We start from the raw sequence: 22,800 nt of genomic DNA, 5'->3' as shown, positions 1-22,800 counted from the left end.
TTAGCCCTGAAAACGTGCGCTATACTCTCCCGGCGTCAGACCAAACTGACGCCGGAAAACGCGACAAAAATAGTCGCTATCCGGAAACCCGCAACGCTGCGCCACTTCATGAATCGACAGATGATATTTTTGCAAAATCATCCTCGCTTTTGCCATTCGTACCCAACGCACATATTCGATAAAACGCATTGTTCCATGCTGAGCAAACAGTTTTGACAGATGATTTGGCGTGATATTAAAAAACTGCGCCACGCTCTCGCGGGTGAGCGGCTGGGCATAATTATCCTGAATCCAGTTACAAATGCTGTGATAGAGAAAATCGCCGCGCGGTTGCGAATTGCCCGGCGGCATATTCACCACGTTACGGCAAAGATGCAGCAAACTTAACACCAGCGGCTGAATGATATTCTGCTCCAGTGGCGAACGGCTAAGATGGGTGAGGGCGGTAAGCATCGCTTCACCTTCACCGCGTTGCAGGCTGGGAAGCTGGATCTGGCGAGCAGGATGTAACAACGACGTGGTGCGGCTATCGTAAAACGATAACCCAAGCCAGGTCGGTGCGAACACCAGGCTTAACAGCATCACCGGTTTGTTGTTGACCGGTAAATTAGCCGCGCGTGCCGGAATAAACAGCATTTCTCCTTCCACCATACGTTGCTGCTTTGCTTCCAGCAGATTGCCGTATTCGCCGCGTAGCACGATATCCAGACGGGGAAAATCAATACATAAACTGCCCACTGGCAATGAGGCGGGCTGGCTGGCAAACCAGACGCGCCCAAGGAGTTGCGGGTTAAGCACCAGGCCGCTGAACAGATCGGCGAAAAATTGTTGATCGGCGGGCAAGCCTGGTGCTTTCATGAAAGTTCCCGATTACAGATGCATTAACTGGCGGAATTCTTTAACTTTGCTACGGCTGACCGGCACTTCAAAATCCAGATCTTTCAGCCGCAGAATGTAGGTGTTATTAAACCACGGTTCGATTTCGCGTATTTTGTTCAGATTGACACAAAATGAGCGATGGCAGCGGAAAAAATGCGACGGCGGCAGCTTGCTGCAAAACTCGGTAATGTTCATCGGCATTACGTAGGATTCACGCCGCGTATAGACAAAGGTCATTTTCTCGTGCGCTTCGGCGTAATAGATATCGTTAATTGGCGTGACGATGATTCGCTCATCTTTCACCAGATTAATGGTGTCATTCTCACGCGTTACCGTCGCGGCAGGCGTCGTACTGCTGGTCTGCTGTTGTTGCCAGGCTGCTTCCAGTTTTTGCAGCATCCCGGTAATGCGTGATTCCTGATACGGTTTGAGAATGTAGTCAAACGCTTCCAGTTCAAATGCTTCCACCGCATGTTCTTTCCACGCGGTGATGAACACAATAAACGGTTTATGGGCGAACTGGCTGATGTTTTGCGCCAGCAACACACCGTCCAGCGACGGAATATTGATATCCAGAAAAATGGCGTCGACGCGGTTATGCTGCAAAAATTTCAACACGTCCAGACCGTCGTCAAAGGTGCCGACAATCTCCATCTGGCTGTGCTCTTTAATTAGCCAGCTCAGTTCCTGTTGTGCCAGGAATTCGTCTTCAACAATGATGACTTTCACAATATCACTCCGGCTCAAAGCAATAACGTAGCCTGTGAGGCGACTGGGGTGCGTTGGTTAGGAATGTAAAACGCAATTTCCGTCCCCGGTTCCAGGCGGCGGATATGCAGCCCCTCGCCATACAATAACTTCACGCGATGATGGACATTCAGCAGGCCAATTTTATTGCCCGGCATTTCATTCGCTTCGACCCGCTCAATCACCTTTGGATCGATGCCGTGCCCGGTATCTCGCACCGCAATGCGTACCCGATTACCGCACTCAGCAACGCTGATGGTGACAACGCCTTTACCTTTGCAAGGCTGGATACCGTGGACAATGGCGTTTTCCACCAACGGCTGGATCAGCAGGCTGGGAATGCAGCAATTCACCTCTTCATCAATATCATAGATAACCGTCAGCTTGTCGCCAAAGCGGGCCTGCTCAATGGCAATATAGTCTTTAATTTGATACAGCTCTTTTTTGATATCGATTTGCTCATCGTCTTTTAATTCAATGTTATAGCGCAGATAGCGCGACAAATTAAAGATCAGCTGGCGAGCAGTATCCGGATTCAGACGGATTGACGATGAAATAGCGTTCAAAGCGTTAAACAGAAAATGGGGATTAATTTTGCTTTGCAGGGCGCGAAGCTCTGCCTTATTTGCCATTTCACGCAGCTGCTCAGCGCGCGAAACCTCCAGTTGCGTGGAGATGATTTGTGACAGACCGACCGCCATTTCCTGTAATGACGAGGTTATCTGATGCGCGTGGCAGTAGTAAATTTTCAGCGTTCCGGTCACAACGCCTTTCTCCCACAATGGGATCACCAGCATGGAATGAATCTCTGGTGTGCGGTGGGCTTCATCATTGTTTTTGATGATGATTTTTCCGTAATTCATCGCCTGTCGGGTAGTCGGGCTAATGAAGTCATCGCCATTCTGATAGTTGTGTTCACCCACGCCGACATAGGCCAGCACATGATCAGTATTAGTCATCGCCACCGCATCGGCGTGAATATCATCGCGAATAATTTCACAAACTTTGCGTAATGACTCGCTATTGACATGGCGAAACAGCGGTAGCGTTTTGTTGGCGATATCCAGCGCCAGCTTGGCCTGCCGCGCGGCGCTGGCCTCTTTTTCGCCCTCAACGCTTTGCACCAGCAGCACAATAAAGCCGATACAGACGCTACCGAGGATCATTGGAATCCCGATTTTAGAGACGATATCGATCCCCAATGCGGTAGTGGGTGCCCAGACAATCACCAGAATCATGGTCAACGTTTCACACAACATGCCGCCGAGAATACCGACGCGCCAGCGCTGTGCTTTGGGGATTTTCAGGTTGATCCAGCCCGATATACAACCCGCCAGAATGCTGGTGATAAAGCAGGGGATCGCCGTCACGCCGCCGATGTCAATTAAATAACGGTGAATACCCGCAATCACGCCGGTAATGATGCCCACCCACGGGCCAAACAGAATTCCGCCTGACATCACCGCGATAATACGTACGTTCACCAGCGAGCCTTCTACGGGAACGCCGGACCAGGTGCTGAACAGGGCGAACAGCGAGAAAATGGCGGTAACGGCGAGCAGCTCTTTCGGTGAGTGTGCCGACTTGTGCAACAGTTCGCGAAACAGGCGGATACGGATGAGAAAAAACAGGCAGATAAGCATTAACGCGGCCCGATCGAAGACCGCCAGCAGCATGTTGAATATTTCGTGCACGGGTGACTCTGAATAAGGATTAAACCTCTATGATAGGTAACCTGAAGGCTGATGACCAGCAGGCCGTTTTTGAGGAAAAACCACAATTTTAAAAGGGGATTGAAAGATAAATGGTGTATTAGCAATGCATCTCTTGATAATGCACATCTGGTTGGTAAATTTATTGAAATTATAATGTTAATAAAATGAGTGGTAATTTTCTTGTTAGCGTAGATAAATTTCCTGTTTTTGAAGTGGAGTTCCTCATTTAAAGCCATTGATAAAAATGTTCTAAAACGCTGGACAGACAGAAATTAATCAGGCTATTTTCAAAACAGCCACCATCGTGGCAGCGTCGCTCGGACGGTCCGGGCGCTAACGTTAATCTGAGGAAATTATGGCTGACACTCGCCCTGAACGTCGCTTTACGCGCATTGATCGTCTCCCGCCCTACGTTTTTAACATTACCGCTGAACTGAAAATGGCTGCGCGTCGGCGCGGCGAAGATATTATCGATTTCAGTATGGGTAACCCGGACGGTGCGACTCCGCCGCATATCGTCGAAAAATTATGTACGGTGGCCCAGCGCCCGGACACGCATGGTTACTCCACTTCACGCGGCATTCCGCGGTTACGTCGCGCCATTTCCCGCTGGTATCAGGATCGCTACGACGTTGAAATCGACCCGGAATCAGAAGCCATCGTCACTATTGGTTCGAAAGAGGGCCTGGCGCATCTGATGCTGGCGACACTGGATCACGGTGACACAGTGCTGGTGCCGAATCCAAGTTACCCCATTCATATTTACGGCGCGGTGATTGCCGGGGCGCAGGTACGCTCAGTGCCGCTGGTGGAAGGTGTCGATTTCTTCAACGAACTGGAACGTGCCATTCGCGAAAGTTATCCGAAACCGAAGATGATGATCCTCGGCTTCCCGTCGAATCCAACCGCGCAATGCGTGGAGCTGGAGTTCTTCGAAAAGGTTGTGGCGCTGGCGAAACGCTACGATGTGCTGGTGGTCCATGACCTGGCCTATGCCGATATCGTCTACGATGGCTGGAAAGCGCCGTCAATCATGCAGGTGCCGGGTGCACGCGATGTGGCGGTCGAGTTCTTTACGCTGTCGAAAAGCTACAACATGGCGGGCTGGCGTATCGGCTTTATGGTTGGCAACAAAACGCTGGTCAGCGCGCTGGCACGTATTAAAAGCTATCACGATTACGGCACCTTTACGCCGTTGCAGGTGGCAGCGATTGCGGCGCTGGAGGGCGATCAACAGTGCGTGCGCGACATTGCCGAACAGTACAAACGCCGCCGTGATGTACTGGTTAAAGGGCTGCATGAAGCGGGCTGGATGGTCGAAATGCCGAAGGCTTCGATGTATGTCTGGGCGAAAATCCCGGAACCATATGCTGCTATGGGCTCGCTGGAATTTGCCAAGAAGCTGCTGAACGAAGCGAAGGTCTGTGTCTCTCCGGGGATTGGCTTTGGCGACTACGGCGACACGCATGTTCGCTTTGCACTGATTGAAAACCGCGACCGTATTCGTCAGGCGATTCGTGGGATTAAAGCGATGTTCCGTGCCGATGGTTTACTACCCGCCAGCAGCAAACATATTCACGAAAACGCGGAATAAACACCGACCTCAAAAATGCAAACAGGAGCCTGATGGCTCCTGTTTTTCATTGCACAGTTTGCTTTTAGATCATCAGGGCAAAAGTACCGGCCCAAACGATGACCATAAAAGAAATGCCCATAAAGAAATATTTCACTTTACATCTCTCCGCGTAATTACTGTTACGCCTGAATGACTTCATTACACCTGATACAGTGAGTTGACACCGGGCAAAACGACCTTAAACGTCCTGTATTTTACCGTGGGCATCACCCCAGAATTCTGAGCTAAACTGCTCCAGACGGCGCTAATGTACGCCTAAAACTGAAACGAGACAAGAGGCATTTTCTTATTTACTTTTAGTAACTTACAGGTGTCTCATATCGGCGACAGTTTAATTTCTGACGGTAATAATTAGAGATTCAGCGAAGGAAAAAACCTTAAGAAAAAAGCCATAAAAACCATGAGGTTATTATGGCTGATTTGAGGAGGGAAAGAGTAAGAGCAGTTTGTTAAATGTATAGCGATGATTCTCCCACCGGGCGCGTTTTAAAGCGACGGTGGATCCAGAGGTACTGCTCCGGTGCGCGCATGATCTCTTTTTCGATAATCTTGTTCATATAGGCAGCGGCTTGATTTTCATCTGCCGGGTAGCCTTCCATCTCTGGGGTGATGTACAAACGATATCCGCTGTAATCTGCTTTTCTTACCATCGTTACGGTTAACATGGCTGCGCCAGAGAGACGTGAAAGGACATACGTGCCATTGGTTGTGGCGACATTTTCCACCGCAAAGAACGGCGCGAAGGAGCTGCCTTTACGACCATAATCCTGATCGGGAGCAAACCATACCGCTTCACCTTTCTTCAGTGCACTGACAATGCCGCGCAGATTATTTCTGCCGATCATCGCTTTGTTAGAGCGCATGCGACCACGGGTCTGCACCCATTCCATCAGCTGATTATTATGCGGGCGATAGGTGGCCATCATTGGTTGGCAAAGTCCCATCACCCGACCGCCCAGTTCCAGCGACATAAAATGGACGCCGACAACCATTACGCCGCGATTTTGCATTTGTGCGCGTTTAAGGTTATCCAGCCCTTCCACATCAAACCATTTACGTACGCGACTGTCGGGCCAGAACCACGCCATGCCGGTTTCTACCAGCGCCATGCCGAGTGAACGAAAGTTTTCGGCAATCATCTTCTCGCGCTCTTTCGCAGAATGCTGCGGGAAACAAAGTTCCAGGTTTTTACGGGCGATAGATTCACGACGTTTCAGGAATGGTCGCGCCATTGTGCCGATACGCGTGCCGAGAAAGCAGAGAACAGGATAAGGAAGCTGTACCCAAAGCCAGAGTACACCAAGCCCAAACCACGTGAGCCAGTAGCGAGGATGCAGAAACTCGCGGGAAAATTTGCATTTTGGAAACATAGTTACCTTCTGTAGATACGATTTGTTGTATCGCAGAAGATTCCATGTCGACAGCGGTACACTCAATTGATTAGGCCATCATGTACGACAATGGTTCCTGTAAAGAGTGTAAAGACTAGTCAGGACATAACCACGAGGAGCATGAATGCGGTATCTGTACTTTATCACTCGCTGACTGCTTTCAGCTACTGATTATTAATCGTGCAAAGTAAATATTTTTCCGTACACAACAGTCTTGCATTTAACATGCTGTTTTCATTGATGCTTAGCAAAAATTGCCAGAGGTTAAGGATTGTCTTACTATTAAAGTGACTGAAGTTACAGGTTTTTTAGCGCGGCAGGAGGTTGAGCTATGATTTATTTATGGATGTTTCTCGCCCTGTGTATTGTCTGCGTAAGCGGATACATCGGTCAGGTACTGAACATGGTATCGGCGATCTCTTCTTTCTTCGGCATGGTGATCCTCGCTGCACTCATTTATTACTTCACCATGTGGTTAACTGGCGGTAATGAACTGGTGACGGGGATATTTATGTTTCTTGCCCCGGCTTGTGGCTTGATGATTCGCTTTATGGTGGGGTATGGCAGGCGATAGTGGGTCAGGATGGCTCATTTGGGCAGGTGTTCACATCAGCATCAGACATGATTGTTCACCTGCCAGGTGACAGACGCTATCGCAAAGGATGAATGAGATAATTCGCCTTTGTCGGATAAGTAGGCGTGATGTCTTCTGTGAGGTTTAATGGTGGTGCATCTTCTCTCATCTTAAACAAAATCGCCTGTGATGGCTGAAGTTTTGTAGAATGCGTTGTCGTCATCACTGACGTTTTTTCTGTCTCTTTATAGCTCGCCTCACTACCACCACCAGAAATAGAAAATGCAAAAACATTGCATGCCATAATAGAGACAAATAAAAATAAGCTAAAAAGCATTAAGTTTACTTTCATAGAAAATATCCTGAAAATGGTTCACTGAAAACCTACGATGTTATGGCTGTATTTATATTTAATTAATCAGTATTTACATCGATATAATAAATGACATATCTTTGTGGTATATAAGAATAGTTCTCTGCGACAGGAAGCAGATTCCTACAACTGTAAGACTAAAAGCGGCTTTGCGATAATAACTACAGTTGTAAGATAACCCTTTCAAAATGTCCGTTGCTCTCTGATTTCTCATTTCATGCTCACCCAATATGATGGCGGCGTTTTCTAAAACTGTTAAAGAATGAGGTAAGTATGAAACGTTTAATTATGGCTACGATGGTCACAGCAATTCTGGCATCTTCAACTGTATGGGCTGCTGATAATGCACCGGTAGCGGCACAACAGCAAACTCAGCAAGTTAAGCAAACCCAGAAAACGGCAGCAGCAGAGCGTATCTCTGAACAAGGTTTATATGCGATGCGTGACGTGCAGGTAGCGCGCCTGGCTCTGTTTCATGGCGATCCGGAAAAGGCAAAAGAACTGACCAATGAAGCTTCCGCTTTGCTGTCAGATGATAGTACCGAATGGGCAAAGTTCGCTAAGCCAGGTAAAAAGACCAACGTCAATGATGACCAATATATTGTCATTAATGCATCTGTCGGAATTTCTGAGAGTTATGTAGCGACACCCGAAAAAGAAGCCGCGATAAAAATTGCCAACGAAAAAATGGCGAAAGGGGATAAAAAGGGGGCAATGGAAGAGCTTCGCCTGGCCGGTGTTGGTGTAATGGAAAACCAATATTTGATGCCGCTTAAACAGACTCGTAATGCACTTGCTGATGCGCAGAAACTGCTTGATAAAAAGCAATACTACGAAGCAAACCTGGCGCTTAAAGGTGCGGAAGATGGAATCATCGTTGATAGCGAAGCACTGTTTGTGAACTAAACCTGACAGGCAATATATTGAGGTAAAGGATTTAACTCCCTCCAGTCGACAATTTTTTATGACCACAATACGACAGGTTGTGGTCATAAAATTATTTGGCGCTCGCGGTGCTATAAACTCGCATTTTATCTTCCTCAAAGTAAACCGCAATAATCCCGTGTCATCACAAATCATTTATTATGTTATATTTTATGGTGCGCTTTAAATAGCGTAATCATAACCTTACTTATAAATCACTGACACTTCTTACAGTTGTAAGAATAACATCACAAATGTCGCGGCTCTCTCTGATTACCGCGAACCAATATTTATTATATTCTTCTTTTCGTCCTCACTACTTACCATGCAGAAAGGAATTGGAAGTAGCGATGAAATGATTTTCAGCACTTGATACAGGAATTTAAAAATATCGAGTGCAGCTACGACGATATTTTGCAGATTATTTATAGAGGCGTTATGCCTTAAATAAACGCTAAATTAACACATATTTAATTAACTAATAGGTATTGCTATGTCAACTCCACTTCAAGGAATTAAAGTTCTCGATTTCACCGGTGTGCAATCTGGCCCATCTTGTACTCAAATGCTGGCCTGGTTTGGCGCTGACGTCATTAAAATTGAACGTCCCGGCTTTGGTGACGTAACGCGCCACCAGCTGCGAGATATTCCTGATATCGATGCGCTTTACTTCACCATGCTTAACAGTAACAAACGTTCTATTGAATTAAATACCAAAACAGCGGAAGGCAAAGAGGTAATGGAAAAGCTGATCCGCGAAGCTGATATCTTAGTCGAGAACTTTCATCCAGGGGCCATTGATCATATGGGCTTCACCTGGGAGCATATTCAAGAAATCAATCCACGTCTGATTTTTGGTTCGATCAAAGGGTTTGATGAGTGTTCGCCTTATGTGAATGTAAAAGCCTATGAAAACGTTGCTCAGGCAGCGGGTGGCGCGGCATCTACTACAGGTTTTTGGGACGGTCCGCCGCTGGTAAGCGCTGCAGCGTTGGGTGACAGCAACACCGGAATGCATTTGCTGATCGGTTTACTTGCTGCTTTGCTGCATCGCGAAAAAACGGGGCGTGGGCAACGAGTCACCATGTCAATGCAGGATGCCGTGTTGAACCTTTGCCGCGTGAAATTACGCGACCAGCAGCGTCTCGATAAATTGGGTTATCTGGAAGAATACCCGCAGTATCCGAATGGCACATTTGGTGATGCAGTTCCCCGCGGTGGTAATGCGGGTGGGGGCGGTCAGCCTGGCTGGATCCTGAAATGTAAAGGCTGGGAAACCGATCCTAACGCCTATATTTATTTCACTATTCAGGAGCAAAACTGGGAAAACACCTGTAAAGCCATCGGCAAACCAGAATGGATTACCGATCCGGCATACAGTACAGCCCATGCCCGACAGCCACATATTTTCGATATTTTTGCTGAAATCGAAAAATACACTGTCACTATTGATAAACATGAAGCTGTGGCCTATTTGACTCAGTTTGATATTCCTTGTGCACCGGTTTTAAGTATGAAAGAAATTTCACTTGATCCCTCTTTGCGCCAAAGTGGCAGTGTTGTCGAAGTGGAACAACCGTTGCGTGGAAAATATCTGACAGTTGGTTGTCCAATGAAATTCTCTGCCTTTACGCCAGATATTAAAGCTGCGCCGCTATTAGGTGAACATACCGCTGCTGTATTGCAGGAGCTGGGTTATAGCGACGATGAAATTGCTGCAATGAAGCAAAACCACGCCATCTGATATTAACGGGGGCTTCTGGCTCCCAATTTATAAAAATTTCGAGGTTATTAATCATGTCAGATCAACTTCAAATGACAGATGGTATGCATATCATCGTTGAAGCATTAAAACAGAATAATATTGACACTATTTATGGTGTTGTAGGTATTCCTGTGACGGATATGGCGCGCCATGCCCAGGCGGAAGGCATTCGTTATATTGGTTTTCGTCATGAGCAGTCGGCAGGCTATGCCGCTGCAGCAAGCGGTTTTCTTACCCAAAAACCAGGGATCTGCCTGACAGTGTCTGCGCCAGGATTCCTCAATGGTTTGACCGCATTGGCCAATGCAACGGTAAATGGTTTTCCGATGATCATGATTAGCGGTTCCAGCGACCGCGCGATCGTCGATCTCCAGCAAGGTGATTATGAAGAGCTGGACCAAATGAATGCGGCAAAACCGTATGCCAAAGCAGCATTTCGCGTTAATCAGCCGCAGGATCTTGGCATTGCATTGGCACGCGCTATCCGGGTCTCAGTATCGGGTCGTCCTGGCGGTGTTTATCTTGATTTGCCAGCAAATGTCCTGGCCGCGACGATGGAAAAAGACGAAGCGTTAACCACGATTGTTAAAGTTGAAAATCCGTCGCCAGCATTATTGCCATGCCCGAAGTCAGTCACTAGCGCAATTTCGCTTTTAGCAAAAGCTGAACGACCATTAATTATTCTTGGCAAAGGCGCGGCGTATTCACAATCTGATGAACAGCTTCGTGAATTTATTGAAAGTGCCCAGATTCCATTCCTGCCAATGTCTATGGCGAAAGGGATCCTCGAAGATACGCATCCACTTTCTGCGGCAGCTGCGCGTTCGTTTGCCCTGGCAAATGCTGACGTTGTCATGCTTGTTGGTGCACGACTGAATTGGTTACTGGCACACGGTAAAAAAGGATGGGCGGCAGAAACACAGTTTATTCAACTGGATATTGAACCGCAGGAAATTGACAGCAACCGCCCCATTGCTGTGCCAGTCGTTGGCGATATTGCATCCAGTATGCAAGGTATGTTGGCAGAATTGAAACAAAACACATTTACGACTCCACTGGTGTGGCGCGATATTTTAAATATCCACAAGCAGCAAAATGCACAAAAAATGCATGAAAAGTTAAGTACAGATACCCAACCATTAAATTACTTTAATGCATTGAGTGCTGTGCGCGATGTTTTGCGCGAGAACCAGGATATTTATTTAGTTAATGAAGGGGCAAATACCCTGGATAATGCACGAAATATTATTGATATGTATAAACCACGTCGTCGTCTGGATTGTGGCACCTGGGGTGTCATGGGCATCGGTATGGGCTATGCCATCGGTGCTAGCGTGACCTCTGGTTCTCCGGTTGTCGCCATTGAAGGTGATAGTGCTTTTGGTTTCAGTGGGATGGAGATTGAAACGATTTGTCGATATAACCTGCCGGTGACGATCGTTATTTTTAATAATGGCGGCATCTACAGAGGAGACGGTGTTGACCTCAGCGGCGCTGGTGCACCATCGCCAACGGATCTGTTGCACCATGCAAGGTATGACAAATTAATGGATGCGTTTCGTGGCGTTGGCTATAACGTCACCACGACAGATGAACTTCGTCATGCTTTAACCACCGGAATTCAGTCGCGCAAACCGACCATTATTAATGTGGTCATCGACCCAGCAGCAGGAACTGAAAGTGGCCATATTACCAAACTTAACCCAAAACAAGTCGCTGGTAATTAAATACTGACATCGTCTCCTCTTGCCAACTTATTATGCGATGGTAAGGGGACCCTTATCGGAAATACTATTATGCTAACATTTTTTATTGGCGATTTATTGCCTATTATCGTAATCATGCTGTTGGGTTATTTTAGCGGCAGACGAGAAACTTTTTCAGAGGATCAAGCTCGGGCATTTAATAAACTGGTATTAAACTACGCTCTTCCTGCGGCTCTATTTGTTTCTATTACCAGGGCAAACAGGGAAATGATTTTTGCGGACACTCGCCTGACCCTTGTATCACTTGTGGTTATTGTCGGGTGTTTCTTTTTCTCCTGGTTCGGTTGCTACAAATTTTTTAAACGTACCCATGCAGAAGCAGCAGTATGTGCATTAATTGCAGGTTCACCTACCATTGGATTCCTGGGGTTTGCAGTTCTCGATCCTATTTATGGTGATTCCGTATCAACAGGTTTAGTGGTAGCAATTATTTCTATTATTGTTAACGCAATTACTATTCCTATTGGTCTGTATTTGCTGAATCCTTCCTCAGGAGCGGATGGTAAGAAGAATAGTAATCTGAGCGCATTAATTTCTGCGGCAAAGGAGCCAGTAGTATGGGCACCTGTTCTGGCAACGATCCTGGTGCTGGTTGGGGTAAAAATTCCGGCAGCATGGGACCCAACCTTTAATCTGATTGCGAAGGCTAACTCAGGGGTAGCGGTATTCGCTGCGGGGTTGACTCTGGCTGCACATAAATTCGAGTTCAGTGCCGAAATTGCTTATAACACTTTCCTGAAGCTGATTCTGATGCCACTGGCGCTGCTTCTCGTAGGTATGGCATGTCATTTGAATAGCGAACATTTGCAGATGATGGTACTGGCAGGCGCATTACCGCCGGCATTCTCCGGAATCATTATTGCCAGCCGGTTTAATGTCTACACCCGCACTGGTACAGCGTCATTGGCTGTGAGCGTACTGGGTTTTGTCGTCACGGCTCCTTTGTGGATTTATGTCAGTCGACTGGTTTCATAATTAATCATTTTATTGATTTTACATAAATGCCGAAGTGTCTTTTCACCTTCGGCTTTTTTCAAGGCATAAGCAAATGACAAATAATGAATGCAAAGGGCCGTTTGAAGGCTTATTAGTTATCGATATGACGCATGTCCTTAATGGGCCTTTCGGAACTCAACTTCTTTGTAATATGGGCGCAAGGGTAATTAAAGTTGAGCCGCCGGGTCATGGTGATGATACCCGCACATTTGGTCCCTATGTGGATGGACAGTCACTCTATTACAGTTTTATTAATCATGGCAAAGAGAGTGTGGTTCTTGATTTAAAGAATGATCACGATAAAAGTATATTTATAAATATGCTTAAACAAGCTGATGTATTAGCTGAGAATTTTCGCCCAGGTACAATGGAAAAACTCGGGTTTTCATGGGAAAGGTTACAAGAAATCAACCCGCGCCTTATATATGCTTCATCGTCAGGTTTCGGACATACCGGTCCGCTAAAAGATGCTCCTGCCTACGATACCATCATTCAGGCAATGAGCGGGATAATGATGGAAACAGGATACCCTGATGCTCCGCCAGTGCGCGTTGGTACCTCTCTTGCGGATCTCTGTGGCGGTGTTTATTTATTCAGTGGAATAGTGAGTGCACTTTATGGCCGCGAAAAGAGCCAGAGAGGGGCGCATGTCGATATAGCGATGTTTGATGCCACTCTGAGTTTTCTGGAGCATGGACTGATGGCATATATCGCGACTGGGAAGTCACCACAACGTTTAGGAAATCGCCATCCCTACATGGCACCTTTTGATGTTTTCGATACTCAGGATAAGCCGATTACGATTTGTTGTGGTAATGACAAGCTTTTTTCTGCGTTATGCCAGGCACTGGAGCTTACGGAACTGGTTAATGATCCCCGATTTAGCAGCAATATTTTACGCGTACATAACCAGGCTATTCTTAAAGAATATATTGAGCGGACGTTAAAAACGCAGGTAGCTGAAGTTTGGTTAGCCAGAATACATGAAGTTGGTGTGCCCGTCGCGCCGTTATTAAGTGTGGCTGAGGCCATTAATTTACCACAAACTCAGGCGAGAAATATGTTGATTGAAGCCGGGGGAATAATGATGCCGGGTAATCCGATAAAAATCAGCGGCTGCGCGGACCCGCATGTTATGCCGGGAGCGGCAACGCTCGACCAGCATGGGGAACAAATTCGCCAGGAGTTCTCATCATAAATGTAAGATGTGCTGGTAAATAGCTCCCACATTTGAACATTGTGGGAGCCGCTATTTAGTCATTTTGCTGACAGAAAACAGTAATCTCCTGGTCCAGCTCTGCAATGTGTTCTTTTACAGAGTTCAGCAACTGAAGAATTTCAGGCTTACTGTCATCTGAAACAGGTGTTATTTCTAACTGGTGGCTAATATTAATCAACTTTTGCAAATTCAGGATGTTAGCCGCACCGTGGATGCGATGAATACACTGATGGAAAGTTCTGTTATCGCCAGCTTCTAGTGCATGAAACGCAGCGGGTAGATCTTTATGCGTTTCATGCTGGAAAGTCATGAGAATCTCCTGCATCAGTTGTAGATCATTCGCCGTATTATTCTTCAGGGCCTCGATATCAAGGTGGCGATACTGAGGTGCAATATGCGCAACCTGGTGTAACTGACTTAAATGTGTTTTCAGTACATCCAGAGTCAACGGTTTGAACAAACATAAGTTCATGCCGCAATTTAACCCTTTTTCACGTTCGTTAGCCTGTGCGTTGGCTGTAAGCCCCCAGATGGGTAAGGAAGAATTTTGCTCACGGAGTTTGCGAGTCAACTCAAAACCATCCATATTCGGCATATTAACGTCAGTAATAAGCAGATCATAATGTTGCATACTGACTTTGTGTAGCGCTTGCACACCATCAGTGGCTTCATCAACATCATATCCTAATAGATTTAGCTGGCGTTTGAGTAATAGCCTGTTGGTCGGATGATCATCCGCGATTAATATGCTCAACTTTTCAGGTAGTGTGATAGGTTGTTCTGCTTTTGCCTCGACAGCCGCCACTTGTTGGGTAATTTCTACCGGGATTGTGATCGTAAATATCGTTCCTATGCCTGGATGACTTTCTAATGACAAATCGCCCTGCATGTTTTTAATTAATTCTTTGCAGATCATTAAGCCTAAACCAGAACCTGTTTGCTGACGACCTGCACTTGTTTGGCTATAGCGTTTAAACAGTTGTTGTTGTTCTTCCTGAGATAATCCACTTCCAGAATCCATAATCGTCATTTTGATAACAGCGTGGTTGTCATCAATGTGACCCAGGGAGGTCGTAATTTTTACTGCCCCCTCGGTAGTAAATTTGAGAGCATTACTCAGTAAATTAGATAAGACCTGCTTAAATGCCTGAGGGTCGATCTTAACCAGGTAGCGTTCAGGAAGCGTACTGCTGCAACTTAATGCGATCGATTTGCTTGCAGCAATCGCACCGAAAGAGTGACAAGTGTTCTGGACTAAAGTAGGGATATCGACCCATTGTGGTTGAAGTTGATAGTTACCCGATTCAATTTTGTCGACATCAAGGATTTCACCAATTAAGCCGAGGAGTGATTGTCCGGTGGCGTAGGCAAGTGAAATCGCCTCCACCCGTTGTTCCTTGCTAAGACCAGAACCCGACAGTAGTTCCAGGAAGCCCATAATGGAGCTTATTGGTGTTCTTATTTCGTGACTCATTGTTGCCAGAAACTGGCTTTTTGCGACAGTTGCATTGATCGCTTTATTTCTCTCTACTTCGAGTGCATGAATTAAATCACGCGTCTCGGTAATATCTTGCCAACCACAAATATAAACAGCATGTTCGCTTGCTGGCAGATTACATAAGGTATGCCAGTGATTAATGCATCTTTTCTCGATGCCATTATCAATTTCAAATACCTGTGTGTATATTGTTCGGTTTTCTTTCGTTTCTGCTGTGACTTCATGTGTATTAGAAAAAACATCTTTAAAGGGGGATTCACTATTTTCTAATGGTAACATTGCATTTTTATAGTAATCAGCAGTGAAATAATGTTCAAATGCACTATTGTGACTAATGACATTACCTTGCCAGTTTACAACATAAGTTGGATTCGGTAAGGAATCCGAGAGCGCTTTCCGGAATGATATTTGGTTTTCTAAATCACCCTGAATAACTTTACGACGACGAACTGAGCGTAACAGGTAGAATCCCCATAAAAGGCTACTGCCAACTAATAAAACGGATAATGTCGTAACAATATAAAATTGCTCGCTATAGAGGTCCCATGTGTCAATGGTCACATTGGGCATTTTAATCCATTTTTCGGTCAGGCGCAGAACTTCGCTTGGGGGAATTGCATTCAGTGCTTTATTAATAATATCCTTAAGTTCCGGTTCTCCGCGAGGAAAAGCGAACGAAAGTGATGCATTCTGAACGCCGGGAATAAGAAAATGATAAAGTTCATTAGGATAGTAATGGTCGATCATGTAACGCGAATTTAACTGTGTCGCGACCAGAGCATCAAGTTCCCCTTCCTTGACCTTGTGAAATGCAGCGCTGGCGTTATCGACTTTTATCCACTCTACCTCCGGATACATCTCTTTTAATTGCGAATGAAGCTCATAATAATATGGAATGGCAACTTTCATTCCTTTTTTTAATGTTTGTTCACTGTCAGGCGCTTTTTGCATGACAAAAACGTAAGGCGTTGTTATGAAGACTTCAGCAAATGAAACATTATTTTCTCGATCTTCACTATAAATAGCGGCGGGCAATATATCCCATCCACCGGGGTTAAGCTGTGTCCCAGCATGAATATTGTGTGAAACGGTGATCGGAGAAAAATTTAAACCTGTTTGCAAGGTAATAATATTAAGAATATCACCCATCACGCCTCGAACTGAGCCAGTTTCATCTGTCATAGAATAGGGTGGCGAGTAAGGATTTTCCAGCACCTTTAAATCGGGATGCTGCTTAATCCACTGTTTTTCATGTTCAGTGAGTTCTAATGGTTTGTTCAGAAAGGCCAGGTTTCCTGTATCAAGCCAATTTTGTGATACTTCATAGCGAACTTCATTTGTTAAAGCATCAACAAATCGATTGAGTACTTCATTAAGAACGATTGAATCTTTTCTGGTTAATAAAAAGTTATATTGACGCGGTGAGTTATAATACTTCACTACATTTAAGGAGTGAGTAAAATAACGGGAAATCATACTGCTGGTAATGATGTTACTACCAATAAAGTAATCATTCTGTCCGGCTGAGACGGATGCTAATGCCTGATATAAATTTGTAAAAGAGATAATTGTTGCTTTTGGAAATGATTGATGAATTACCTCGTCTGGGGGATAATTTGCTACTCGAGCAATATTTACTGGTTTTGATGAGGTAAGCGGTCGCATTGAATCGTGAAGGGTAGTGACCAGCGCCGGAAAGGTAATTATCAGAGGATTAGTTGCAGCAATGTCATCATTAAGAGGCGGCGAAGCAACTAAATGTGATAACACTATATCAACTTCACCGTCTTCCAGCGCGTCCATTGCTTTTTGATGATCTGCGTATTCCCGGAGTGTTAATTTGATATTTAACGCTCTTTTTAAAAGATTTAAATAATCAGCATTAATACCACGAATCCGTTGCTGCGAATCGGTATGCAACAACGTAGCTGTTTGGGACTTGTGTACTGCAATCACAAGATTTTTTTTGCTCGCGAGCCAACGTAATTCCTTGTTGCTCAGACGTAGTGGATCAAGTGTGACACGGTTGTTACTACTGATGCCACGATATTCGATGTAATCTCCGTCTGCGAAACTTATGGTCGACCAAAGACCACAACAGAGAAGAAAAATATAGGGTAAAAACTTCATGTGGTTAGCCGATTTTGTTACGTTGTGCGAATGTGTAAAGATCCATCAGTGATTTGCATTCTAATTTTTCCATCAAGCGACTTTTATAAGTGCTGACAGTTTTGTTGCTGATGAACATTTTTTCAGCAATGTCATTATTATCCTTGCCATCAAGAATATACCGCATGACACTAATTTCTTGTTTCGATAAGGAGTCGAGTTTTTGTTGGTCGGACGTTAAACTTCCAACAAACCGGTTGAGAGAGAAGGGGAAATAGCAGTAGCCATTTTTTGCAGCTTCAATAGCCGCAATGATATTGTTCATGCCTTCTTTTTTACTCACGAAACCATTAGCGCCAGCATCAGCACAATGTTTCCCGTAAAAATGGTCATTTTTAGCGGAGACAATAATAATAATTCCGCTATATTGGCGCTTTCTCAGCGTTTCTAACACCTGGATACCGTTAACTCCGGGGATATCGACATCAATGATGACGATATCAGGCTTAAGTGTTTCCACCCGCTGAACGGCGCTTCCGCCTTCAGTCAACTCTGCTAAGATTTCAATATCGTTTTTGATCAATAAATTACGAATTGCTGCGATAGCAAGAGGATGGTCATCAATAATTATTGCGTTCATAGATTATTCCCTTTGCAATGAAGCATTTCCCTTCTCCCTGTAGTAATACAGACATAAGGTATCATCTCATTTTCTCAATAAAAATAAGAAAATTTGAGCTTCCTTTAAGATAATTCGATAAGTATACCATATAAATAGTCGGCATAAATAAAATGTCAACAATAAAATCAGGGATGATACCGATGATTTATAGTTTCAAATGAGCACTATAAGTTTTCTCACTAATCCTACAGGCGTAAGAATTGTATTGCAAAAGCCGCGGTTTAGTCCTCTGTTGTTTTTTTTGCACTTCATTTAAATTAGCCCTCCAACGTTCCCGGGATAATGTGCAAAACATGCACTGTGTTTGATATGAGGAATGAATACTCTTTTCATTCAATTCATAAATTTCATCTATGCGAAATGAGAGATAATAGTGGAACAGATTAATTCAAATAAAAAACATTCTGACAGAAGAAAATATTTTGCTTTGTTAGCGGTAGTTTTATTTATTGCGTTTTCAGGTGCCTATGCCTATTGGTCAATGGAATTAAAAGACATGATTAGTACAGATGACGCCTATGTCACGGGAAATGCAGATCCAATTTCTGCACAAGTCTCAGGCAGTGTCACTGTCGTTAATCATAAAGATACGAACTACGTTCGACAAGGTGACATTTTAGTTTCACTGGATAAAACTGATGCCACTATCGCACTCAATAAAGCTAAAAATAATCTGGCAAATATTGTTCGGCAAACGAATAAACTATACTTACAGGATAAACAATACAGTGCCGAAGTCGCTTCAGCACGTATTCAGTATCAACAATCTTTAGAAGATTATAACCGTCGTGTGCTTTTAGCGAAGCAAGGGGTTATTTCAAAAGAAGCGCTGGAGCATACCAAAGATACGTTAATAAGTAGCAAAGCGGCATTGAATGCTGCTATCCAGGCTTATAAAGCGAATAAAGCTTTAGTAATGAACACACCATTAAACCGTCAGCCACAAGTCATTGAAGCTGCAGATGCAACCAAAGAAGCCTGGTTGGCGCTTAAACGTACGGATATTAAGAGTCCGGTTACCGGTTATATTGCCCAGAGAAGTGTTCAGGTCGGCGAAACAGTGAGTCCCGGACAATCGTTAATGGCTGTCGTACCGGCGCGTCAAATGTGGGTTAATGCCAACTTTAAAGAAACACAACTCACGGATGTACGGATTGGTCAATCGGTCAATATTATCAGCGATCTTTATGGTGAAAATGTTGTGTTTCATGGTCGGGTGACAGGGATCAATATGGGAACCGGCAATGCGTTCTCCTTATTACCTGCACAAAATGCGACAGGGAACTGGATCAAAATCGTTCAGCGTGTACCGGTTGAAGTTTCTCTGGATCCAAAAGAACTCATGGAACACCCTTTGCGCATTGGTTTATCGATGACTGCTACTATTGATACGAAGAATGAAGACATTGCCGAGATGCCCGATCTGGCTTCAACCGTGACGTCCATGCCTGCTTATACCAGTAAGGCTTTAGTTATCGATACCAGTCCGATAGAAAAAGAAATTAGCAACATTATTTCGCATAATGGACAACTTTAATGGCAATCACTAAATCAACTCCTGCACCATTAACCGGTGGGACGTTATGGTGCGTCACTATTGCATTGTCATTAGCGACGTTTATGCAAATGTTGGATTCCACTATTTCTAACGTCGCAATACCGACAATATCTGGCTTTCTGGGAGCATCAACAGACGAAGGCACCTGGGTTATCACCTCGTTTGGCGTAGCAAATGCCATTGCGATCCCTGTTACCGGCAGGCTGGCACAAAGAATAGGCGAATTAAGGTTATTTTTACTTTCAGTAACCTTTTTTTCGCTGTCTTCATTAATGTGTAGTTTATCGACCAATCTTGATGTGCTGATATTTTTTAGAGTCGTTCAGGGGTTAATGGCGGGGCCGTTAATTCCACTGTCACAGAGTTTGTTATTAAGGAATTATCCACCAGAAAAAAGAACATTTGCTCTGGCATTATGGTCAATGACCGTGATTATCGCTCCGATATGTGGGCCGATATTGGGCGGCTATATTTGCGATAACTTTAGCTGGGGTTGGATATTTTTAATCAATGTCCCTATGGGGATTATCGTCCTGACATTATGCTTAACCTTACTTAAAGGACGAGAAACTGAGACTTCACCGGTCAAAATGAATCTACCAGGACTGACCCTGTTAGTGCTCGGTGTTGGTGGCTTGCAAATTATGCTTGATAAAGGGCGCGATCTGGATTGGTTCAACTCGAGTACAATAATACTACTAACAGTAGTATCAGTTATTTCTCTGATTTCTTTAGTCATTTGGGAGTCGACCTCAGAGAATCCGATTCTTGACCTCAGTTTGTTTAAGTCCCGTAATTTCACCATTGGTATTGTGAGTATCACATGCGCGTATTTATTTTACTCTGGAGCGATAGTTCTTATGCCGCAGTTACTCCAGGAAACGATGGGGTATAATGCGATATGGGCCGGACTTGCCTATGCGCCCATCGGTATCATGCCGCTATTAATATCACCTTTGATAGGACGTTATGGCAACAAAATTGATATGCGGTTGTTGGTGACATTTAGTTTTTTGATGTATGCGGTTTGCTATTACTGGCGTTCTGTGACATTTATGCCAACGATTGATTTTACAGGCATCATTTTGCCACAGTTTTTTCAGGGATTCGCCGTTGCCTGTTTCTTTTTACCCTTAACAACGATTTCGTTTTCAGGCTTGCCAGATAATAAATTTGCCAATGCCTCGAGTATGAGTAATTTTTTTCGCACCTTGTCAGGATCAGTTGGTACGTCGTTGACAATGACACTGTGGGGACGCCGCGAATCGTTACACCATAGTCAGTTGACAGCAACCATCGATCAATTTAACCCCGTGTTTAATTCATCGTCACAAATTATGGATAAATACTATGGTTCGCTTTCAGGAGTTCTTAATGAAATTAATAATGAAATAACTCAGCAGTCACTTTCTATTTCTGCAAATGAGATTTTCCGTATGGCGGCTATTGCTTTTATCTTACTTACGGTTTTGGTTTGGTTTGCGAAACCGCCGTTTACAGCGAAAGGCGTTGGGTGATGGAAAAAGAGGAGGCTATAGCAGGTAAAACGGCAGAATCTTAAGTCTGCGTCATCGGCAGCATCGCTCACCCAGGGAAAGGATGGCGATGCTGCGTTGAAACGTTATTAACGGCCTTTTGCCAGATATTGATTCATCTCTTCTTCCGGCACCATTCCACCTCCCGTCGCCCACACCAGATGAGTGGCATTACGCAGTTGTTCTGCGCTGAAACCGTGCATCTGTTGGTAACTTACTGATGCGCACACGCGCTGAGACCCGGCCATACCCGCCAGTGCCGATGGTTCAAGACGAATACCTTCTTCCTGCGCCAGCCAGCCAAGCATGTCATACATGGTTTGATCGCTAAGGGTATAGAAGCCATCCAGCAGACGCTCCATCGCCCGCCCGACAAAGCCCGATGCGCGACCAACCGCAAGGCCATCGGCAGCGGTAAGGTTGTCGATGCCAATATCCTGAACAGAAATCTGATCGTGTAATCCGGTATGGACGCCTAATAACATACACGGGGAGTGTGTTGGTTCGGCAAAAAAGCAGTGAACATGATCGCCAAACGCCAGTTTAAGTCCGAATGCGACGCCACCAGGACCACCGCCAACACCACACGGCAGATAGACAAATAGAGGGTTATCAGCATCGACGATACGGCCTTGCTGGGCAAATTGCGCTTTAAGACGCTGGCCAGCGACGGAATACCCAAGGAACAACGTGCGGGAATTCTCGTCATCAATAAAGAAACAGTTCGGGTCAGACTGCGCTGCTTTACGTCCTTCCTCGACAGCAACACCATAATCTTGCTCGTATTCCACGACAGTAACGCCATGACTGCGCAGTTTCGCTTTTTTCCAGGCGCGGGCATCAGCAGACATATGCACCGTTACTTTAAAGCCGATGCGGGCGCTCATAATACCAATTGATAACCCCAGATTTCCGGTTGATCCCACAGCAATACTGTATTGGCTAAAGAACTGTTTAAACTCCGGGGAAAGCAGTTTGCTGTAATCATCCTCAAGTGTCAGCAAACCCGCTTCCAGAGCCAGTTTTTCAGCATGGGCCAGGACTTCATAAATCCCGCCACGTGCTTTTATGGAGCCGGAAATCGGCAAATGGCTGTCTTTTTTTAGTAGCAATTGCCCGGCGATCGGTTGTTGATATTCCTTTTCCAGCCGTTTTTGCATAGCAGGAATAGCAACCAGTTCTGATTCAATAATCCCCCCCGCGGCAGCCGTTTCAGGAAATGCTTTTGCCAGATACGGCGCAAAACGAGACAGGCGCGCATGGGCGTCCTGAACATCCTGTTCGGTCAGGCCAACATAAGGTAAACCTTCTGCCAATGAGGTCGTGCCAGGATTAAACCAGGTGGTTTCTTTAAGAGCAACCAGATCCTCTACCAACGGATACTGGGCGATGAGCGAATTCATTTTAGCGTTTTCCATAGTACGTCTCTTTGC

18 protein-coding genes are annotated in these 22,800 nt (G+C 45.1%); 9 read left to right on the top strand and 9 right to left on the bottom strand.

Annotated features, from left to right (window positions below; genetic code table 11):
• Genes ACJHYO_RS16020 through ypdA form a run of 3 tightly spaced genes read right to left on the bottom strand, consistent with a single transcriptional unit; the run spans nt 1 to nt 3,320 of the window.
• Nucleotides 1–858, bottom strand: a complete 858-nt coding sequence (locus ACJHYO_RS16020; RefSeq protein ID WP_000646857.1) for an AraC family transcriptional regulator — start codon at nt 856–858, stop codon at nt 1–3.
• Between the two features lie 12 nt (nt 859–870).
• Nucleotides 871–1,608: a two-component system response regulator YpdB gene (gene ypdB / locus ACJHYO_RS16015; protein WP_001314031.1), complete on the bottom strand. Its 738-nt coding sequence runs from the start codon at nt 1,606–1,608 to the stop codon at nt 871–873.
• Nucleotides 1,609–1,622: 14 nt separating this feature from the next.
• The gene (gene ypdA / locus ACJHYO_RS16010; RefSeq protein WP_000544377.1) at nt 1,623–3,320 is read right to left on the bottom strand and encodes a two-component system sensor histidine kinase YpdA; all 1,698 of its coding nucleotides are present in this window, start codon (nt 3,318–3,320) and stop codon (nt 1,623–1,625) included.
• A gap of 376 nt (nt 3,321–3,696) precedes the next feature.
• On the opposite strand from ypdA, the gene alaC reads away from it, so the two are divergent.
• Nucleotides 3,697–4,935, top strand: coding sequence for an alanine transaminase (alaC, locus tag ACJHYO_RS16005; protein WP_000785931.1), 1,239 nt, complete (start codon nt 3,697–3,699; stop codon nt 4,933–4,935).
• Between the two features lie 64 nt (nt 4,936–4,999).
• On the opposite strand, the gene ypdK is transcribed toward alaC, so the two are convergent.
• Nucleotides 5,000–5,071 carry a membrane protein YpdK gene (ypdK, locus tag ACJHYO_RS16000; RefSeq protein ID WP_010723117.1) on the bottom strand — a complete coding sequence of 24 codons (72 nt, stop codon included), beginning with the start codon at nt 5,069–5,071 and terminating at the stop codon, nt 5,000–5,002.
• A 355-nt stretch (nt 5,072–5,426) separates the two neighbouring features.
• The gene (gene lpxP, locus ACJHYO_RS15995) at nt 5,427–6,347 is read right to left on the bottom strand and encodes a kdo(2)-lipid IV(A) palmitoleoyltransferase (RefSeq protein ID WP_000484021.1); all 921 of its coding nucleotides are present in this window, start codon (nt 6,345–6,347) and stop codon (nt 5,427–5,429) included.
• 352 nt (nt 6,348–6,699) lie between these two features.
• Between lpxP and ACJHYO_RS15990 the strand changes: the two genes are divergently transcribed.
• Nucleotides 6,700–6,942, top strand: a complete 243-nt coding sequence (locus tag ACJHYO_RS15990) for a YfdY family protein (protein ID WP_000639875.1) — start codon at nt 6,700–6,702, stop codon at nt 6,940–6,942.
• A 76-nt stretch (nt 6,943–7,018) separates the two neighbouring features.
• Here the strand turns inward: ACJHYO_RS15990 and ypdI are convergent, their stop codons facing one another.
• Nucleotides 7,019–7,294: a colanic acid biosynthesis lipoprotein YpdI gene (ypdI, locus tag ACJHYO_RS15985; RefSeq protein ID WP_000867654.1), complete on the bottom strand. Its 276-nt coding sequence runs from the start codon at nt 7,292–7,294 to the stop codon at nt 7,019–7,021.
• Nucleotides 7,295–7,588: 294 nt separating this feature from the next.
• Between ypdI and ACJHYO_RS15980 the strand changes: the two genes are divergently transcribed.
• The 5 genes from ACJHYO_RS15980 to yfdE all read left to right on the top strand — a co-directional run bounded on the left by ACJHYO_RS15980 (nt 7,589) and on the right by yfdE (nt 13,964).
• Entirely contained in the window at nt 7,589–8,221 is a 633-nt protein-coding gene (locus ACJHYO_RS15980) for a YfdX family protein (RefSeq protein ID WP_000825598.1), read from the top strand.
• A 511-nt stretch (nt 8,222–8,732) separates the two neighbouring features.
• On the top strand, nt 8,733–9,983 hold the full coding sequence (frc, locus tag ACJHYO_RS15975; RefSeq protein WP_000106750.1) for a formyl-CoA transferase: 1,251 nt from the start codon (nt 8,733–8,735) through the stop codon (nt 9,981–9,983).
• Between the two features lie 53 nt (nt 9,984–10,036).
• The gene (oxc, locus tag ACJHYO_RS15970; protein WP_001283513.1) at nt 10,037–11,731 is read left to right on the top strand and encodes an oxalyl-CoA decarboxylase; all 1,695 of its coding nucleotides are present in this window, start codon (nt 10,037–10,039) and stop codon (nt 11,729–11,731) included.
• Nucleotides 11,732–11,800: 69 nt separating this feature from the next.
• Entirely contained in the window at nt 11,801–12,745 is a 945-nt protein-coding gene (gene yfdV / locus ACJHYO_RS15965; RefSeq protein ID WP_000955028.1) for a transporter YfdV, read from the top strand.
• A gap of 73 nt (nt 12,746–12,818) precedes the next feature.
• The gene (gene yfdE, locus ACJHYO_RS15960) at nt 12,819–13,964 is read left to right on the top strand and encodes a CoA:oxalate CoA-transferase (RefSeq protein ID WP_001296273.1); all 1,146 of its coding nucleotides are present in this window, start codon (nt 12,819–12,821) and stop codon (nt 13,962–13,964) included.
• 55 nt (nt 13,965–14,019) lie between these two features.
• Here the strand turns inward: yfdE and evgS are convergent, their stop codons facing one another.
• Nucleotides 14,020–17,613: an acid-sensing system histidine kinase EvgS gene (evgS, locus tag ACJHYO_RS15955; protein ID WP_001592431.1), complete on the bottom strand. Its 3,594-nt coding sequence runs from the start codon at nt 17,611–17,613 to the stop codon at nt 14,020–14,022.
• A 4-nt stretch (nt 17,614–17,617) separates the two neighbouring features.
• The gene (gene evgA, locus ACJHYO_RS15950) at nt 17,618–18,232 is read right to left on the bottom strand and encodes an acid-sensing system DNA-binding response regulator EvgA (protein ID WP_000991370.1); all 615 of its coding nucleotides are present in this window, start codon (nt 18,230–18,232) and stop codon (nt 17,618–17,620) included.
• A gap of 415 nt (nt 18,233–18,647) precedes the next feature.
• Between evgA and emrK the strand changes: the two genes are divergently transcribed.
• Both emrK and emrY read left to right on the top strand, forming a co-directional pair.
• Nucleotides 18,648–19,811 carry a multidrug efflux MFS transporter periplasmic adaptor subunit EmrK gene (gene emrK / locus ACJHYO_RS15945; RefSeq protein ID WP_001683100.1) on the top strand — a complete coding sequence of 388 codons (1,164 nt, stop codon included), beginning with the start codon at nt 18,648–18,650 and terminating at the stop codon, nt 19,809–19,811.
• Nucleotides 19,811–21,349 (top strand): multidrug efflux MFS transporter permease subunit EmrY, encoded by a 1,539-nt coding sequence (gene emrY, locus ACJHYO_RS15940; protein ID WP_001018723.1) that lies wholly within the window; start codon nt 19,811–19,813, stop codon nt 21,347–21,349. Before emrK ends, emrY begins: the two co-directional genes overlap by 1 nt.
• A gap of 107 nt (nt 21,350–21,456) precedes the next feature.
• On the opposite strand, the gene dsdA is transcribed toward emrY, so the two are convergent.
• A complete protein-coding gene (gene dsdA / locus ACJHYO_RS15935) occupies nt 21,457–22,785 on the bottom strand; it encodes a D-serine ammonia-lyase (RefSeq protein ID WP_000426391.1) in 1,329 nt (442 codons plus the stop codon).
• Nucleotides 22,786–22,800: the final 15 nt, after the last annotated feature.

The organism is Escherichia sp. WS1118, from assembly GCF_046487695.1.
GTDB classification, from domain to species: Bacteria; Pseudomonadota; Gammaproteobacteria; order Enterobacterales; family Enterobacteriaceae; genus Escherichia; species Escherichia coli.
This window is presented reverse-complemented; position numbering and strand designations above follow the sequence as displayed.

Bases quoted from the DNA above. Each gene is read 5' to 3' on its own strand.
- dsdA (WP_000426391.1), bottom strand. From the start codon at position 22,785: ATGGAAAACGCTAAAATGAATTCGCTCATCGCCCAGTATCCGTTGGTA.
- ACJHYO_RS15990 (WP_000639875.1), top strand. From the start codon at position 6,700: ATGATTTATTTATGGATGTTTCTCGCCCTGTGTATTGTCTGCGTAAGC.
- emrY (WP_001018723.1), top strand. From the start codon at position 19,811: ATGGCAATCACTAAATCAACTCCTGCACCATTAACCGGTGGGACGTTA.
- ypdI (WP_000867654.1), bottom strand. From the start codon at position 7,294: ATGAAAGTAAACTTAATGCTTTTTAGCTTATTTTTATTTGTCTCTATT.
- yfdV (WP_000955028.1), top strand. From the start codon at position 11,801: ATGCTAACATTTTTTATTGGCGATTTATTGCCTATTATCGTAATCATG.
- evgS (WP_001592431.1), bottom strand. From the start codon at position 17,613: ATGAAGTTTTTACCCTATATTTTTCTTCTCTGTTGTGGTCTTTGGTCG.
- oxc (WP_001283513.1), top strand. From the start codon at position 10,037: ATGTCAGATCAACTTCAAATGACAGATGGTATGCATATCATCGTTGAA.
- evgA (WP_000991370.1), bottom strand. From the start codon at position 18,232: ATGAACGCAATAATTATTGATGACCATCCTCTTGCTATCGCAGCAATT.
- ACJHYO_RS15980 (WP_000825598.1), top strand. From the start codon at position 7,589: ATGAAACGTTTAATTATGGCTACGATGGTCACAGCAATTCTGGCATCT.
- ACJHYO_RS16020 (WP_000646857.1), bottom strand. From the start codon at position 858: ATGAAAGCACCAGGCTTGCCCGCCGATCAACAATTTTTCGCCGATCTG.
- frc (WP_000106750.1), top strand. From the start codon at position 8,733: ATGTCAACTCCACTTCAAGGAATTAAAGTTCTCGATTTCACCGGTGTG.
- lpxP (WP_000484021.1), bottom strand. From the start codon at position 6,347: ATGTTTCCAAAATGCAAATTTTCCCGCGAGTTTCTGCATCCTCGCTAC.
- alaC (WP_000785931.1), top strand. From the start codon at position 3,697: ATGGCTGACACTCGCCCTGAACGTCGCTTTACGCGCATTGATCGTCTC.
- yfdE (WP_001296273.1), top strand. From the start codon at position 12,819: ATGACAAATAATGAATGCAAAGGGCCGTTTGAAGGCTTATTAGTTATC.